Raw genomic sequence first — 16,053 nt, forward strand, 5'->3', positions numbered from 1 at the left:
CATTACCGGAAATGGCTCAAAACCTACTAGACTCTTTTATGAGCCTAGCGCATAAACTTACTCATATCTTTTGAGCGAGTCGGAGTGCCATATGAGCCGCATTGCATATTTCAGGGTTTCTACCGAAGGTCAGAGCATTGAAAGCCAGCGAAAAGCTTTGGGTGGCAGCTTCGACAAGGAGTTTGCCGATGAAGGTGTGTCAGGTGCCACTAGGGCAGTTGATAGGCCAGGATTTGCAGACCTGCTCTCGTATGTGCGTGAAGGCGATACAGTTTGCGTAACTGCGATAGACCGTTTGGGTCGCGATGCTTTGGACGTTCAAAGCATAGTTCGTGATCTAATCGGCAAAGGTGTCATCATAGATGTTCAAGGCCTTGGGCCGATAGCCAAAGGCGTTGGTGAACTTGTGGTGGCTGTGCTTGCTCAGATTGCCGATATGGAACGTCAACGTATCAAAGAGCGCTGCGATGCAGGTAGAGCGGCAGCTAGGGCTTCATTGGCTAAGAGCGGTAAGACCCATAGAGGCAAGGTTAGCCTAGGCCGTCCAATGGCTGCTGATGCTTCCGCCGTGGCGCAGTGGAGAAAGGCTAATAAAGCTAGCATTTCACAGACGGCGAATGAGTTTGGTTTATCTGCCGCGACAGTGAAACGCTATTGCATGTCGCAGCGGTGATCGACGCTATGCCTCATTCTAATTCAACGATGCGGAGTCGGTCTCTGGCTTTATGAGCACCCGTCTGCGGGTGAGCGGGAGCGAAAATGCTGTGCGAAGAGCGGCGGTTGGAGTTGCGGCAAGTTCGTGAAGTGGTTCAAGAACTTGAATCACGAGAAGCTGCGCGTCCACTTTAGGTGGTCCATTCACATTTACTGATAAGGCCGTCGCAGACCTTGAACCGATTTAAATTTTGGCTTGGCTGTTTCAGTCAAAAAGGAAATGCGTGGCAATGCCCAAGAAACCTTCGGAATCTGCTTTTGATGAAGCAATTCGCACTATTCGAGAAACCAAGAAGGGCCAGGAGGCGGCCATGTATGGCCCGCTCCGCGATATATTTTGTGACGTTCTTGGCTATCCCCGCAGTTCCGTTCACATTGATATTGCTGGAGAGGCCGGAAGGCCGGACGTAACTTGTCGAGCCCCGTCAGGGATCATGGATCGTAACGGAAAGTCACTCGATATCGATTGGATGGTTGTCGAAGCCAAGGACGAACACGACGCCTTTTCGACAATTAGTAGGCGGGAGGCGATCTTCGCTCAAAAGGCGAAATACGTTCGCCCCGATACGGCTTGGTTCATCATGGCTGATCCTACCATAATTGTTGCTCGTCCCGTGATGAATTCGACGCATGATAGCGCGAGTGATATCATTTTTACTTTGGACTCAGCGACGGACGAGGCTCAGTTCCGGAGCACCTTTGCTCGACTGTCATATGGTGTTGCCGGTGTTCCACAGCGCTTAAGGGCATTTCGCGAAGGCGATACCAGCCTCATTGCCACTGAGAAGCTGACATTGTCAGAGAACGCCACAAAGCGTCAGGAAAATCAGGTCGCCGTTGCTCGGCGTAACTTCTACGAAACCTTGCGCACAACGACCAGTCACTTGCAGGAATCTACCCTTGGAACCCTGCATTCAGTTCTTAACATGGCAACCGATGTTTCAACCGCCTGGAAGACATTCGCTGACAAATACCCCGATGCATCTTTCGATCCATACACCTTAACTGCGACAGCAAAGCCCAACAATTACGAACTGGCAATTACATATGGCGGTGACGTTGCCCGCCTTAATCGAAAGCTTAAAAAGGCGGGAAGCATCGCGCGATTGGCGCTCGATGGATTGCCAGAATTCAAGGCGAGGCTGAACGGCAAAGAGAACGACGCGAAAGAGGAAAAGAAGATATTAGAGATGTTCGCGACTGAAACCGCGAACCTCATTCTTGCACGTATTTTGCTTATCCGCTTCTTTGAGGATCACGGCTTTTTCGGTGCCAATCGCTTCCTCTGCAATGGCGGTGTTGAAGCTTTCCAGATGCTTCGAGAAAAGTTCGCATTCGGATACACTCGGTTGCTCAAAATGGCCTACGAAAAGGCCCAAGCGCTTTATGCGGCTGCATTTGACGAAACCGAACTGGATTGGGTTTTCGCGACGAATGATGCGAACCTGTCTAACGCTATCGAATGGGCGATGTATCAGCTATCGCGCTACGATTTCACTACGGTGAAAGGCGACATTCTCACTGGCGTTTATGACCGGTTTCTCGACCGCGAACAGCGTAAGAAATTTGGGGAATATTACACTCCACCTTCGATCGCCCGTTACATCGTAGATCGTCTAGAGTTGAAGCCGGAAGATCGATTTATGGACCCGGCTTGCGGGAGCGGAACGTTCCTTATCGAACGCTACCAACAAGTGGTCGGGGAAGATGCCGATCAAGGACTTGCAACCTATTCAGAAGTAGTCGCGGCGTTGGCCCGATTGGCAGGCAATGACCTAAACACGTTTTCTGCCGTTTTGGCGCAAATCCAAATTCTCTGGCACGTTCTTAGTTTCAAAGATGATTTGATCGCAGCAGAAGAGTTTCCCGATATCGCAATCAGCGACAAGGCGAACAGCATCATTCGGCCAGGGGTTGAATTCTCTCAGCACGGTCGCTTTGTCGAACTCGACCGCCCATCCTATGGCGGGATCGGGGGCAATCCACCCTATGTCCGACCAGAACGCTCTGGCGAAATCGACGAGGCTACCAAGCAGTATTTCGAGAGCGATCGCGAAGAATGGAAAGGTATTTCCGCCGAGGCTAACCTCTATGCTCTGTTCATCTACCGGGCGCTCGATGGTTGGTGCCGCCTCCCTAACAAGTGGGGCGAAGGTGCCGGGCGGCTTGGGTTTGTTGTGCCGCTCGCCCTGTGCGGGACCAAGGAAAATGCAGAGCTACGGCAGCTGTTCGCTGCCGATGGCCGCTGGACGATCAGGGAAATTGTCGATTTGGAAGTCATCTGGCGTAACGTGTTTGACGCCGACGTTTTGCCGATCGTCCTGATTGCGGAGGCGCGACCGCCCAGATTGCCGCTTGATCCCAAGTGGCTGGACAGATCGGAGCCTCTGCCGGATCGGAAAGCTCTGCGATACCAAGTCCGCGCCGCACGGCTACAACCTTGGATTGATGCTCGCCTTGCGAAAGCTGCGCCAGAAACAGCAGATGTCTGGCGGAGCCTTTCGAAACGAAATCAGAAACGGTGGGAGCATGATCAAGTCACTATCAAACTGGCCGACAAGAGGTGCATTGATTTTGGCGATGGCACGAAGCGCCCCACCTTCAACCTAGCAGGGATCCCAGCTTCGCGCCTCGACTATGCAGACCTTTTCACCCCCGATGGTCGGATTGTAACTCGGGTAACCCCGGAGCGACGAACGATCATCAATAAGCTTCGCGCAAATCCGCAAATGTCATCGGCTTTCCAGGAATATTGGTATAAGAGGAAAGGGGCGAAGAAATCGGCTTCGGACTCAAACAGTCTTCACCTACCGTTGGTAAGTCAGCAGGCCGATGGATTGCCACGCGGGTCAGTCACATTGGTAAAGCCCGCGGGCGATCTCACAATGTGGGAGCATCGCGAGATGATCTCTCGCGGTATCGTCTTTGCGGGCCGCAAGAAGGATGCCCCCAAGGGAAGGGGACACACAATCTACAAAGCCGAGAACATTGTTTCGGGCGGGATTCATGGCGACCCACAAGATCAAGGCATCGACATTTCAGCGGCTCGCAACCGTTACCTATTCGAATATATGGACATTTTGCCTGAACGCCTTTGGGCGGTTGCTCGAATTGAACGCTCTCCCAACGCAGTGCCTTTCGATCCCCGCAAAGTGGCGTTCACAGATACCGCGACAATATTCGCGCCTCGGGCTGAATTGGTTGACGTTCCGTTCGATATGATTTTTGTTTCCAGAATATACCGCTATTATTACGCTCTTGCGGCCAAGATGTCATACTTAAATACTTATCGTGGCGACATATATCCAACAAATCTGCGTTTATTGCCTTGGAACGATGCCATTGCGGATAAGGCCGTTGAGCTGGAGGGATTGCGAGGCGATCTAGTTAGTGCGTGCGAAAACCATTTCCGGACAGAGGCAGCGATGTTTGCGGCGCTAGGCCAGTTGCCGATCAAGCCCTTCCGCGAAGTTGTTAAGGAAGCGGTGAAAACGACCGGCAGTAAGGTCGAATGGTCCGAAAGCCTCAACAAGGGAACGGAGGCAATCGAAATCGCGCCCGATAGCAAGGCGGTCGCCGATGGGGATGCGTGGCACATCCAGATCTCGGAATATTTACTCGATTGGGTGAAGGTTCCGGATGAATGCGCAGCGCTTGGCCTCGCTATGGCACTCTCGGCCCGCGCGGGAACTTCAAAGAAGATGGTAGATCGTGCGATTCTGCTCGATATGCCGATCCCATCCAACGCCGATTCACGCGACAAGTTCGATGCCGTAGTGAAGCAATTTCGAGAGTCCGATCACGCCAGCGCAATCGATGCGGTGGTGGACAAGATCGATGCTCTTATCGGCCCCGCACTTGGGTTGGCAGAGGATGACATAGCGTCGATCCGAGCGGACATGACAGACGACCCGTTCTTGCGGAATATTACTCCACGTTGGCCTGCGACGGAAACCCGAATTCATGGCTATCGAACGGGGCTGGACAGCTCAGACCGCTATAGTTGATGTAGCAATGTTAAAGCTTAGAAAACTTAGAGCCTGGAAGTCTTTGAATTACGAGCATGCGGTCCACCCTTAGCGGCTCCACGCGACACAAAAGTCCTTGCACTTATTGGTATTAGGTTGAGCGGGCAGCATCACCACTCCATAACTTAGTGTGCAGCGAAGGGGATTTGATGCCGACGGACAAACAGAAACTAGGCGATTTTGGCGAAAATTTGGTCGCTAAGTCCTGCTCTTGCCCGAAATGCAAGCGGAGCAAGACGCTGAAAAAGCTTCCACCAAATTTTAAGTGCGCTGATCTGATTTGCGATTTCTGTGGCTATCTGGCGCAAGTGAAAACTGCGAATGTCGGAGATGTCGAAAAGCTACCATTGAAGATCTTAGGGGCGGCTTGGGGCCCTCAGAAGGAGCGAATGGATGCTGCTATCTACTTTCCACTCTTTCTGGTTCTCTCCGAGAAAGAAGGTAGTGCTGCGGCCATTTACTACTTGCCCTCCGATCTGCAATCACCAGAGCTCTTCAAGCCTCGGAAACCATTAAGTGAGAATGCGCGACGAGCCGGTTGGCAAGGCTTCATCTACGATATTTCGGCAATCCAAAGCCATTTCGTTCGGCTTGTCTAATCGCAGAAAGATGCACACGAGAGGTGGCCGATAGTGTCCACCGCCGCCTCTTTCGTGCTATGTATATTTTAATGTATAATTCCGACGCGGCATTTCTCAGTAACAAACTGAAAAATGACGCTTTTATGGAAATGGTCGGGGAGAGAGGATTCGAACCTCCGGCCCCTGCCTCCCGAAGACAGTGCTCTACCAGGCTGAGCTACTCCCCGACCGGATCGGCCCGCAGTGAACAATCGCTGCGGGTGCGAAGCAGGCGCGCCCTATAGGTGTGGATTGCGGCACACGCAAGCAGGCATTTTGCCGAAAATCGGGATAGGGCTTCCGCCGTGTCACACCAGCATTACGAACAGCAATATCTCGACCTCATGCGCCGCATCTGGCGCGAAGGCGACGAACGCCGCGATCGCACGGGCATTGGCACGCGATCCGTGTTCGGTGCGATGCTGCGCTTCGACCTCGCCGGGGGCGCAATGCCGCTGATCACCACCAAGCGCGTCTACTGGAAAACCGCCACGCGCGAGATGCTGTGGTTCCTCACGGGGGACACCAACATCCGCCCTCTGGTGCAGCAGGGGGTCAAGATCTGGAACGAGTGGCCGCACGCGAAATATGTGAAGGCGACCGGTCAGGACATCTCGGTCGAGGACTTTGCGCAGCGCATCGCGGATGATGCGGACTTTGCCGCGAAATGGGGCGATCTCGGCCCGGTCTATGGCAAGCAATGGGTCGACTGGCCGGTCTACACGCCCACGGGCGATGGCAGCTATGCCCGCACCGGCAGCGTCAACCAGGTCGCCGAGGTCGTCGAATCGCTGAAGTCGAACCCGGGTAGCCGGCGCCACATAATCGAGGGTTGGAACGTCGCCGAACTCGATTCGATGGCGCTGCCACCGTGTCACAAGACCTATCAGTTCCATGTCGCAGGCGATCGGCTGAACTGTCTTCTCTACCAGCGCAGCTGCGATGTCGCACTGGGCCTGCCGTTCAACCTGTGGTCGGCGGCTCTCTTGCAGCGGATGATCGCGCAGCAGGTCGACCTGGAGCCGGGAGAACTCGTCTGGACCGGAGGGGATACGCACCTCTACCTCAATCACGAGCACTTGGTGGAAGAGCAACTGTCGCGGGAACCGCAAGGGCATCCGACCTTTGAGATTCTGCGGCGTCCGGCCTCGATCTTCGACTATCGCATTGAGGATTTCGCGGTTCACGACTACACGCCGCACGGGCCCATCAAGGCGCCCGTCGCAGTGTGATCCGGCTCTCACTTGACCGTTTCACTCCTGTGAAATAAAATAACGCGCAAGCGTAAGATTGCGTCTGGAGAGAGTTTATGGCCGAACGGCCCCCCGCCGAGGGAGATCGGAATGCCGCGAGCGCGGGCGACAATCGCCCTGCGCTTTCGCTCCATGTCCCCGAACCCAAGTACCGTCCCGGCGATACGGTCGATTTTTCGCACATCCAGGTTCCCGAGGCTGGCGCTCAGGCACGGCCCGACGAAACCGCCGATCCGAAGGAAATGCTGGATCTCGCGCATGACCTGATCCGCGTGCTGGGTGAAGACAACAAGGCGCACGGACCCTGGGATCCCAAGCTCGATCCCGAGACCTTGCGCACGATGCTTGGCCACATGGCCATGACGCGCGCTTTCGACGAGAGGATGTTCCGCGGCCAGCGCCAGGGCAAGACCAGCTTCTACATGAAGTGCACCGGCGAAGAGGCGACCAGCGTGTCCGCATCCATGGCGCTTGCCGCCGACGACATGATCTTTCCCAGCTATCGCCAGCAGGGCATCCTGATCCAGCGCGGCTATCCGATGATCGAGATGATCAACCAGATCTACTCGAATCGGGGCGACAAGCTGAAGGGCCGCCAGCTGCCGATCATGTATTCCAGCCGCGAGCACAGTTTCTTCTCGATTTCGGGCAATCTCGCCACGCAAACCCCGCAGGCGGTCGGCTGGGCGATGGCAAGTGCGATCAAGGGCGACAGCCGCATCGCCGCCACCTGGGTGGGCGAGGGGAGTACGGCGGAAGGCGACTTCCACTCCGCCTGCCTGTTCGCGACCGTCTATAACGCGCCGGTCATCCTCAACGTGGTCAACAACCAGTGGGCGATCTCCAGCTTCAGCGGCTTCGCCGGGGCGGAGCGTTCGACCTTCGCCGCGCGCGGCGTGGGTTATGGCATCGCCTCGCTGCGCGTGGACGGTAACGACCCGCTCGCCTGCTATGCGGCAGAGCAATGGGCCGCCAATCGCGCCCGCGCCAATGCCGGGCCGACGCTGATCGAGTTCTTCTCCTACCGTGCTGAAGGCCATTCGACCTCCGACGATCCGAGCGGCTATCGTAGCGCGCAGGAGCGCGAAGAATGGCCTCTGGGCGATCCTGTCATGCGCCTCAAGAACCACCTCATCGCCATCGGCGAATGGGACGAGGAACGTCAGGAGAAGATGGACCTCGAAGCGGCGGAATACGTCAAGAAGGTCACCAAGGAAGCGGAAGCCAACGGCATCCTCGGCCATGGCCTGCACCATCCGTTCCGCACCATGTTCGAAGACGTGTTCGAAGAGCTGCCCTGGCACCTTCAGGAACAGAGCGAACAGGCGATCCGCGAACGCGAGACCAAATTCCCCGAAGGACTCCCGAACGGAGGGAAGGGCGCATGAGCGACACGCAAACCAAGACTGCGCCTGCTTCGGAAGAGGGCACTGAACGCCGCCTCAACATGATCGAGGCGATCAACGAAGCGCTCGACGTGACCATGTCGCGCGACGACAATATCGTCGTGATGGGCGAGGACGTCGGCTATTTTGGCGGGGTTTTCCGCTGTACCGCCGGTCTCCAGGAGAAATACGGTAAGAGCCGGGTCTTCGACACGCCGATTTCCGAATGCGGCATCATCGCCGCCGCAGTCGGTATGGGCGCTTACGGCCTGCGCCCCGTGCCCGAAATCCAGTTCGCCGATTACATCTATCCAGGCCTCGACCAGCTGATCTCCGAAGCGGCGCGCCTGCGCTATCGTTCGGCAGGCGAATATACTTCGCCGATGACGGTCCGCAGTCCTTTCGGCGGCGGCATCTTCGGCGGCCAGACGCACAGCCAGAGCCCGGAGGCGATCTTCGCCCACGTCTCTGGCCTGAAAACGGTCATCCCGGCCACGCCTTACGATGCGAAGGGCCTATTGATATCCTGCATCGAGGACAATGACCCTGTCATCTTCTTCGAACCGAAGCGCATCTACAACGGCCCGTTTTCCGGCTATTACGACAAGCCAGTGCAGCCGTGGAAGAGGTTCGATGCGAGCATCGTGCCCGAAGGCCACTACACAATCCCGCTCGGCAAGGCGCGGCACGCGACAGAAGGCGAGGAACTCACCATCCTCGCCTACGGCACCATGGTCCACGTGGTCGAAGCGGTCTGCGCAGAGAAGGGCGTCGAGGCCGACATCCTCGACCTTCGCACGATCGTCCCGCTCGACATCGAAGCGATCGAGGAAAGCGTGAAGAAGACCGGCCGCTGCCTGATCGTCCACGAGGCGACCCGCACCGCCGGTTTCGGCGCCGAACTCTCGGCGCTGGTGACCGAACGCTGCTTCTACCATCTCGAAGCCCCGGTCGAACGCGTGACCGGCTTCGACACACCCTATCCCCACAGCCTCGAATGGGCCTATTTCCCCGGCCCGATCCGCATCGGCGAGGCCCTCGAAAAGATTCTGGCGGAGTAACCGCAATGGCAAAGTTCGTATTCAACATGCCCGACATCGGCGAAGGCATTGCCGAGGCGGAAATCGTCCAGTGGCACAAGAAAGTCGGCGACACGGTTCGTGAGGACGAGGAATTCGTCGACATGATGACCGACAAGGCGACTGTCCCGATGGAAAGCCCCGTCGACGGCAAGATCTTGGAGATCGCCGGCGAAGAGGGCGACATGGTCTCGATCGGCTCCATGCTCGTCGTGATCGAGGTCGAAGGCGAAGTGCCCGAAGATGTCACGGAAGACGTCGAACCTGCGCCTGCTCCGAAGGCTGAGAAAGTCGAAGAGCGCATCGAGGTGGAAACCTCCGACGCGAGCGATGCCGACGATGCGATGGCGGCCGATCCCAGCCCGCCGCCGGCTCCGACACCGACGCCCGCGCCCGAACCTGCTCCGGCACCTTCGGCGAAGGTTCTCGCCACGCCTGCCGTGCGCAAGCGCGCCAAGGACCTCGGCGTCGACCTCTCGCAGGTAAAGCCTGCCGAAGATGGCCGCGTGCGTCACGGCGATCTCGACCAGTTCCTCTCCTATAACTCCGGCTATTCGGCGGCTGCGCCGACCCGCCAGGACGAGGAGAAGAAGGTCATCGGGATGCGCCGCCGCATCGCCGAGAATATGGCGGCTTCCAAGCGCAACATCCCGCACTTCTCTTATATCGAGGAAGTGGACGTCACCGATCTGGAAGTCCTGCGCGCGCAGCTGAACACCAATCGCGGTGACAAGCCGAAGCTGACGATCCTGCCGCTGCTGATCACGGCGATTTGCAAGACCTTGCCGCAGTTCCCGATGATCAACGCGCGCTATGACGACGAAGCGGGCGTGGTGACGCGGTTCGGTGCGGTCAATATGGGCATGGCGGCACAGACCGATGCGGGCCTCATGGTGCCGGTCATCAAGAATGCCCAGGGCATGAACCTGTGGCAGCTCGCCAACGAGATTTCGCGGCTTGCGGAGGCGGCCCGCAACGGCACGGCCAAGAAGGAAGAGATGGAAGACGGCACGCTCACCGTGACGTCTCTCGGACCGCTTGGCGGCGTGGCGACCACGCCGGTCATCAACCGGCCGCAGGTCGCAATCATCGGACCGAACCGGATTATCGAACGCCCGATGTATGTCAGCGACGGTGCTGGCGGGGAACGGATCGAGAAGCGCAAGCTGATGAACGTCTCGATCAGCTGCGATCACCGCGTCGTCGATGGTTACGATGCGGCGAGTTTCGTCCAGGAGCTCAAGAAGCTTCTCGAAACGCCCGCATTGATACTGGTCGACTGATCAGGGCGCGGGCGCCTGGTAACAGTCGTACTGGATATCGATCGCCGATTTCGCGACCAGCGCGCCGCCTCCAAGCAGCGCCAGCGATGCGGCGAGTAATGCGCCCTGCAACATGCGACTTCCCCCGTTACCCCACGTGGAAATGCGTGGGTCACTGTCGCGCGCAAGTGGTTACTTTCAGGTAAATTGCACCGCGGGAAAAAGAAGCGAAAAAAGGCGAGAAAACTGCATTGACAGGAATCGGACCGCCGCCTAGATGCGCGGCTCCCAAGAGGCACAGCGCCTAGATGCGCGGGTGTAGCTCAGTTGGTTAGAGTATCGGCCTGTCACGCCGAGGGTCGCGGGTTCGAGTCCCGTCACTCGCGCCACTTGGGACATTCTTCGAATGACGGATGCGAGAGCGGGGCTTCGGCCCCGCTTTTTCGTTTGGGCGTTATTGCGCGGCTGCGCTTTCGCGAAGGCGGCGCAGGTTCTCCTCGTGCCCGCGTTTATCGATCTTGTAACGCGTGACGAAGAACAGCGCGCTCAAATATAGCACGAGCAACGACGGTGCGTAGAATGCGCCCAATTTCCATATCGTGTCCGTATCAACCGTTCCGGGATCCGCGCCTTCGGGGAAACCGATGCCCGACAGGATGAGGCCGGCGGCCAGCACGCCCAGGCCTTGCGTTGTTTTCCGCGTGAAGGTCATAGCGGCGTAGTAGACGCCTTCGGACCGGCGCCCAGTCTTCACCTGGTTCGCTTCGACCAGATCAGCGATCATGGAGAATGAAACTGCCTGGACCGCGATGATGAGCGCGAGGTCGATGACATTGACGCCGAGGACGATCGGGAACAGCAGCGGGTCCCCGTTTTCGGGCATAATTCCCACCAGCCGCAGCAAAACAGGCGCGGGCTGGATCGTGAAAGCGAGCAGGCCGAGAACAATGACCGCTGGCTTCTTGCCAATCTTGCGCGTGGCCCAGGGTGCCAGCAGGAAGCCGAACAGGGCCGACAGGACCACTGTGCAGGTCCAGAGGAAGATCTGGTACGACGAAAATTCCCAGAAATAGGTCAGCAGCAGGTAATTCAGCGAAGCTGCAAGCCCGGTCGCGATGGCGAAAAGCACGGTCGCGAAGAACAGCGCAATGAAGCTCTTCTCGCTCAGCGTCTCGATCATTTCGCGAAAGATCCTGCCGACGCTGTATCTCTCGGACCGGGTCACGGGGCGATGCAGGTGAGAAATGCGGCTATGCGTGCCGACCGCCGAAATCATGACGAAGATGAAGATTAGCGCGCTGCCGATCATGCCGTAGGTGGCGTAGGCATCCCGATCGAGGAGCCCTTGTGGGCCTGTCAGCAGCGCACCGAACATGATCACGCTCATCAGGGCGCCGAAGGTCCAGCCGAAGAACAGGCGATAGGATTGCAGGCTGGTCCGCTCTTCGTAATCGGTCGTCAGTTCGGGGATCAGCGCCGAACTGGGCGTTTCGTAAAAGGTGATGAAGGTGCGGATCAGGATCGCGAGGCTGGTCAAATAAAGGAACAGCGAGGTCTGGCCCATTTCGGGCGGATTCCACAGCAGGAAATAGCTCAGCGCCACCGGGATGGCCGCCGCATACATGAAGGGATGTCGGCGGCCCCAGCGCGATTGTAGATTGTCGGACCAGTAGCCGACCAGCGGATCGGACACCGCGTCGAACACCAGCGCTATCAGTATGGCGAGGCCGACCAGTGAAGGCTCCAGCCCGATGACGGTGCCGTAGAAAATCAGCAGGAAATAGTCGAAGCCGTTGTTCTTGATCCCGAAGGCGGCCGCCCCCGATCCGTGCGCCAGCTTCAGCCAAACAGGCATCTTCTCGCTCGCGTCGACGGACGCTGCCGTCGCCATTGTCTCATGCGTCAAGGGGCTCTCCTCCCGTTACGGGGAGGGTAGGGCACTTGGGCGGGAGGTCAATCTTTCTCGGGCGGGGCGGACCAGTGACCTGTTTCCATCCAGGTCAGGAAACGACGCAAGGGGGCGAGCCAGATCAGGCCGAGGAAAAGATAGATCACGGTCTGCACCAGCGCGTTCCAATCGCCGATCAGGCCGGGAAGGTAGCGGGCGATCAGGATGCCGTAGACGAGCAGGGCAGCCAGAAGTCCGAGGAGTCCGACGGGAATGCGCCAGGTGGGTTCGTCTCTCATGCGAATGGTCCGTAAAAGCGTGTGGTCGTTACGATGGCGTCGAGGCGTGCATCGTGATCCTCGGTGGGCAGGCTGTCTACGCGCTGGCAGTCCCAGGCGAGCCCGATGGTGCGGGTATCCGGATGCGCGGATAGCCAGCGGTCGTAGTGGCCCCCACCCTGACCGAGCCTCTCACCGCTATCGGTAAAGCCGATGAGCGGCACGAACAGCACGTCCGGTTCCAAGGTGGGCGCGTCGGCGTATGGCTGGAGCAGGCCGAATGGTCCGACCTCCAGGTCTTCTTCGTCGAACGGATCGGAGTGGCGGGCAAATTCCATCGGTGCATTGCGGCTAGCGAAGCGCGGGAGGGCGATTTCGTGGCCCCTGTCGAGGAAGAACTTGGCATAGGATGCCGCGGGTGCCTCGAACGGGTTTGCCCGGTACAGTCCGATCCTGGCTCCTTGCGGGACCAGGTCCAGAAGCGGCGCGGGCGGACGATGAAAGACAAGCGCGCGCATACTGTCCGGCAGCGCCGCCACCTGGTCGCGGCGCGCGGTGCGCAATTGCTTGCGAAGTTCGTCCTTGGTCAAATACCCACCTGCTTATCTCGATGAGGCCGTAAGCGCCCGGCCGCGCTCAAGCAGCGAAGCGGTAGCGCGACAAATCAGGTGACGGGACCGCCATGGGTCGTTGCCGGAAAATCCTCTGACGCCTTCACGTCAGGTGGGCGCCATATATCCAGATCGCCAGGACAAACCCGCCAATCCGGTAGGGACGGCTCCCTTGGATTGCTTATAGCCTCAGGGATGTTCATGCGGCTCGTGCCGGGCAGCCCCGTCGCCGCCTATTTAGGAGGCCGCAGGTCCACCCTCAAGGGCCGATGCAGCGTTTTCGAATGCGGTGGCCAGGCGTTCGAGCCGCGCGGCAATGGCATCGCCCTGTCCGGCATCGGTATTCGCCGCAGCAGGCGCAGCTTCCACGGGTGCTTTCTTGCCTGCCTCGTCCACTTCGTCGGCCAGCATCAGTGCAGCGAACAGGAGATTCTTCGCCTCGTTCGCGGTGAGGTTGCCGCCCATGGCCTTGAGCTTGGCATCGACCATGCCGGCGAGATGTTCGACATGCTGTTCCTGACCGTCTGCGCAGGAGACGGTATAGGAGCGTTCGCCGACGGTCAGCTTGACGTCGCTCATCGCTCCATCTCCGCGATCAGCGTGTCGAGTTCGGCAAGGCTGGCGCTCACCTGGTTGCGCAGCGCGTCGTGCTTCGCGGCGAGATCGCCGGATTGCCCCGCACTCCCTGCAAGAGCGGCCTGCGTCTCGATTCGCGCGAGCGCTTTTTCAATCCTGTCGATGGCAGATAAGATGCGCGCTTCGCTCATGGCGGGAAGAAATACCAAGATTGGCGTTGCAGCGCAAAGGTTTGCACCGTGCTGTTGATAAATCGCTCCAAAACCGGGTGTCCGTGCATCTCTGGCGCACCGAGGTTGACCTCGCGCGCGGCGTTCGCGAAGGGTGCGCGCGCGTCGAATCGACCCCTCTCGCGGAGATACAAAGCATGACAATCGACACTGCCCGCATGGTCCAGATGGCCAACGCCATCAGGGCTCTTTCGATGGATGCGGTGCAGGCGGCGAATTCGGGGCACCCCGGCATGCCGATGGGCATGGCCGATGCCGCGGCCGTGCTATGGTCGGAATACCTCCGCCACGATCCCAAGGCACCTGACTGGGCAGACCGCGACCGTTTCGTGCTGTCGGCAGGTCACGGGTCGATGCTGATCTACTCGCTGCTCCACCTTGCCGGGTACGAACAGCCCACGATCGAAGACATCCGCAACTTCCGCCAGATCGGCAGCCCCTGCGCAGGACATCCGGAAAACTTCCTGCTGCCAGGCGTGGAATGCACCACCGGTCCGCTGGGCCAGGGCCTGGCGATGGCAGTCGGCATGGCCATTGCCGAGCGTCATCTCAACTCTGCCTTCGGCAACGCCCTGGTCGATCACAAAACCTGGGTGATCGCGGGCGACGGCTGCCTTATGGAAGGCATCAACCACGAAGCGATCGGTATCGCCGGCCATCTCAAGCTGGGCCGGATGAACGTGCTGTGGGACGACAACAATATCACCATCGACGGTTCGACCGACCTTTCGACCAGCGAAGACATCAAGGCCCGCTACGAAGCGACCGGCTGGCACGTCACCACCTGTAATGGCCACGATTTCGACGACATCCGCCGCGCGCTGGACGAAGCGCAGGCCGACGAACGCCCCTCGCTGATCGCCTGCAAGACGGTCATCGGCAAGGGTGCTCCGACCAAGCAAGGCACCAGCGCAACGCATGGTGCGCCGCTTGGTGACGAAGAGATCGCAGCTGCGCGTGAGGTGCTGGGCTGGGATGCCAAGCCCTTTGAAATTCCCGAGCAGGTCTATGCCGACTGGCGCGCAAAAAACGCGGACCATGCCAAGGCCCGCGACGAATGGCAGGATCGCCTCAACGCGAGCGGCCAGCGCAAGGAATTCGAACGCCGCATGGCGGGCGACCTGCCCGAAAGCTTCAGCCTCGATAATTACATCCAGAAGCTGATGGCCGAACCGCAGAAGGTTGCCACCCGCAAGGCCAGCGAAATGGCTCTGGCGCAGATCAACGGCAAGCTTACCGAAACCATCGGCGGCAGCGCCGACCTCACCGGTTCGAACAACACCAAGGCTGGCGGGATCGGCCCGCTCACGGCCGACGATTACTCGGGCCGTTACATCTATTACGGCATCCGCGAATTCGGCATGGCCGCCGCGATGAATGGCATGGCGCTGCATGGCGGCGTGATCCCCTACGGCGGCACCTTCCTCGTCTTCACCGATTATTGCCGCGCTGCGATCCGCCTGTCGGCCCTGCAGCAGACCCGGGCGATCTATGTCATGACCCATGACAGCATCGGCCTTGGCGAAGACGGCCCGACGCACCAGCCGATCGAGCACGTGCAGAGCCTGCGCATGATCCCGAACCTGCTCGTCATGCGTCCGGCGGACGTCGTCGAAACGGCGGAGTGCTGGGAAATCGCGCTGCGCGAAAAGGACCGCCCGACGGTCCTGGCACTGACGCGCCAGGGCCTGCCACAGCTGCGCAATGCACCCGATGAAACGGACATGTGTTCGAAGGGCGCTTACCGCCTCAAGAAATCGAGCAACGCCCACAAGGTCACGCTGGTGGCCAGCGGTTCGGAAGTGCACGTCGCTCTCGAATGCGCAGAGCGGCTCGAGAAGGAAGGCATCGGCGCCAGCGTGGTTTCGATGGTCTGCACCCAGCTCTTCGACGAACAGTCCGCAGACTATCGCGCCGACATGATCCCGGCGAACACACTGCGCGTGAGCGTCGAGGCGGGTACCACCTTCGGCTGGGAACGCTACACCGGGACGGATGGTCTCAACATCGGCATTGACCGCTTCGGCGCATCGGCACCGGCCGGCGATCTCTTCAAGAAATTCGGTCTCACGGCGGACGATATCGTTCCGCAAATCATGAACAAATTGCCTAATTAAAACAAGGTTTAA

At 58.8% G+C, this 16,053-nt stretch carries 13 protein-coding genes, 2 tRNA genes and 1 other RNA gene; 9 read left to right on the forward strand and 7 right to left on the reverse strand.

What is annotated here, in order from left to right; all coding sequences use genetic code 11:
* Positions 1-91 precede the first annotated feature (91 nt).
* The 3 genes from GRI34_RS02865 (at position 92) to GRI34_RS02875 (ending at position 5,341) form a co-directional block, all read left to right on the forward strand.
* The gene (locus tag GRI34_RS02865; RefSeq protein ID WP_160594653.1) at positions 92-673 is read left to right on the forward strand and encodes a recombinase family protein; all 582 of its coding nucleotides are present in this window, start codon (positions 92-94) and stop codon (positions 671-673) included.
* Between the two features lie 271 nt (positions 674-944).
* Entirely contained in the window at positions 945-4,721 is a 3,777-nt protein-coding gene (locus tag GRI34_RS02870) for an N-6 DNA methylase (RefSeq protein WP_160594654.1), read from the forward strand.
* Between the two features lie 170 nt (positions 4,722-4,891).
* The gene (locus GRI34_RS02875; protein ID WP_160594655.1) at positions 4,892-5,341 is read left to right on the forward strand and encodes a DpnI domain-containing protein; all 450 of its coding nucleotides are present in this window, start codon (positions 4,892-4,894) and stop codon (positions 5,339-5,341) included.
* A 132-nt stretch (positions 5,342-5,473) separates the two neighbouring features.
* Here GRI34_RS02875 and GRI34_RS02880 read toward each other — a convergent pair.
* Positions 5,474-5,550: transfer RNA gene (locus tag GRI34_RS02880), tRNA-Pro, on the reverse strand.
* A 117-nt stretch (positions 5,551-5,667) separates the two neighbouring features.
* Between GRI34_RS02880 and thyA the strand changes: the two genes are divergently transcribed.
* The 5 genes from thyA (at position 5,668) to GRI34_RS02905 (ending at position 10,730) form a co-directional block, all read left to right on the forward strand.
* Positions 5,668-6,594 carry a thymidylate synthase gene (gene thyA / locus GRI34_RS02885; RefSeq protein ID WP_160594656.1) on the forward strand — a complete coding sequence of 309 codons (927 nt, stop codon included), beginning with the start codon at positions 5,668-5,670 and terminating at the stop codon, positions 6,592-6,594.
* Between the two features lie 77 nt (positions 6,595-6,671).
* Positions 6,672-8,003 (forward strand): 3-methyl-2-oxobutanoate dehydrogenase (2-methylpropanoyl-transferring) subunit alpha, encoded by a 1,332-nt coding sequence (locus GRI34_RS02890; protein WP_160594657.1) that lies wholly within the window; start codon positions 6,672-6,674, stop codon positions 8,001-8,003.
* Positions 8,000-9,061 carry an alpha-ketoacid dehydrogenase subunit beta gene (locus GRI34_RS02895; protein WP_160594658.1) on the forward strand — a complete coding sequence of 354 codons (1,062 nt, stop codon included), beginning with the start codon at positions 8,000-8,002 and terminating at the stop codon, positions 9,059-9,061. The genes GRI34_RS02890 and GRI34_RS02895 overlap by 4 nt, the downstream gene beginning before the upstream one ends.
* A 5-nt stretch (positions 9,062-9,066) precedes the next feature.
* The gene (locus GRI34_RS02900; protein ID WP_160594659.1) at positions 9,067-10,362 is read left to right on the forward strand and encodes a dihydrolipoamide acetyltransferase family protein; all 1,296 of its coding nucleotides are present in this window, start codon (positions 9,067-9,069) and stop codon (positions 10,360-10,362) included.
* A gap of 291 nt (positions 10,363-10,653) precedes the next feature.
* Positions 10,654-10,730 (forward strand) — tRNA-Asp (locus GRI34_RS02905).
* Positions 10,731-10,795: 65 nt separating this feature from the next.
* On the opposite strand, the gene GRI34_RS02910 is transcribed toward GRI34_RS02905, so the two are convergent.
* The 6 genes from GRI34_RS02910 to GRI34_RS02930 all read right to left on the reverse strand — a co-directional run bounded on the left by GRI34_RS02910 (position 10,796) and on the right by GRI34_RS02930 (position 13,885).
* Entirely contained in the window at positions 10,796-12,247 is a 1,452-nt protein-coding gene (locus tag GRI34_RS02910; RefSeq protein ID WP_234028137.1) for an MFS transporter, read from the reverse strand.
* 47 nt (positions 12,248-12,294) lie between these two features.
* Positions 12,295-12,528: a DUF2842 domain-containing protein gene (locus GRI34_RS02915; RefSeq protein WP_160594660.1), complete on the reverse strand. Its 234-nt coding sequence runs from the start codon at positions 12,526-12,528 to the stop codon at positions 12,295-12,297.
* Positions 12,525-13,097 (reverse strand): 5-formyltetrahydrofolate cyclo-ligase, encoded by a 573-nt coding sequence (locus GRI34_RS02920; protein WP_160594661.1) that lies wholly within the window; start codon positions 13,095-13,097, stop codon positions 12,525-12,527. The genes GRI34_RS02915 and GRI34_RS02920 overlap by 4 nt, the downstream gene beginning before the upstream one ends.
* An 80-nt stretch (positions 13,098-13,177) precedes the next feature.
* Positions 13,178-13,345, reverse strand: a non-coding RNA gene (ssrS, locus tag GRI34_RS13475) — 6S RNA.
* A gap of 10 nt (positions 13,346-13,355) precedes the next feature.
* Positions 13,356-13,697, reverse strand: a complete 342-nt coding sequence (locus GRI34_RS02925) for a cell division protein ZapA (RefSeq protein WP_160594662.1) — start codon at positions 13,695-13,697, stop codon at positions 13,356-13,358.
* On the reverse strand, positions 13,694-13,885 hold the full coding sequence (locus GRI34_RS02930) for a hypothetical protein (protein WP_160594663.1): 192 nt from the start codon (positions 13,883-13,885) through the stop codon (positions 13,694-13,696). The genes GRI34_RS02925 and GRI34_RS02930 overlap by 4 nt, the downstream gene beginning before the upstream one ends.
* 176 nt (positions 13,886-14,061) lie before the next feature.
* Here GRI34_RS02930 and tkt point away from each other — a divergent pair, with 176 nt between their 5' ends.
* Complete coding sequence (gene tkt / locus GRI34_RS02935; RefSeq protein WP_160594664.1) at positions 14,062-16,041, forward strand: transketolase; 1,980 nt, start codon at positions 14,062-14,064, stop codon at positions 16,039-16,041.
* The last annotated feature ends 12 nt before the right edge of the window (positions 16,042-16,053 follow it).

This window comes from Qipengyuania aquimaris, assembly GCF_009827445.1.
Lineage (GTDB): Bacteria > Pseudomonadota > Alphaproteobacteria > Sphingomonadales > Sphingomonadaceae > Qipengyuania > Qipengyuania aquimaris.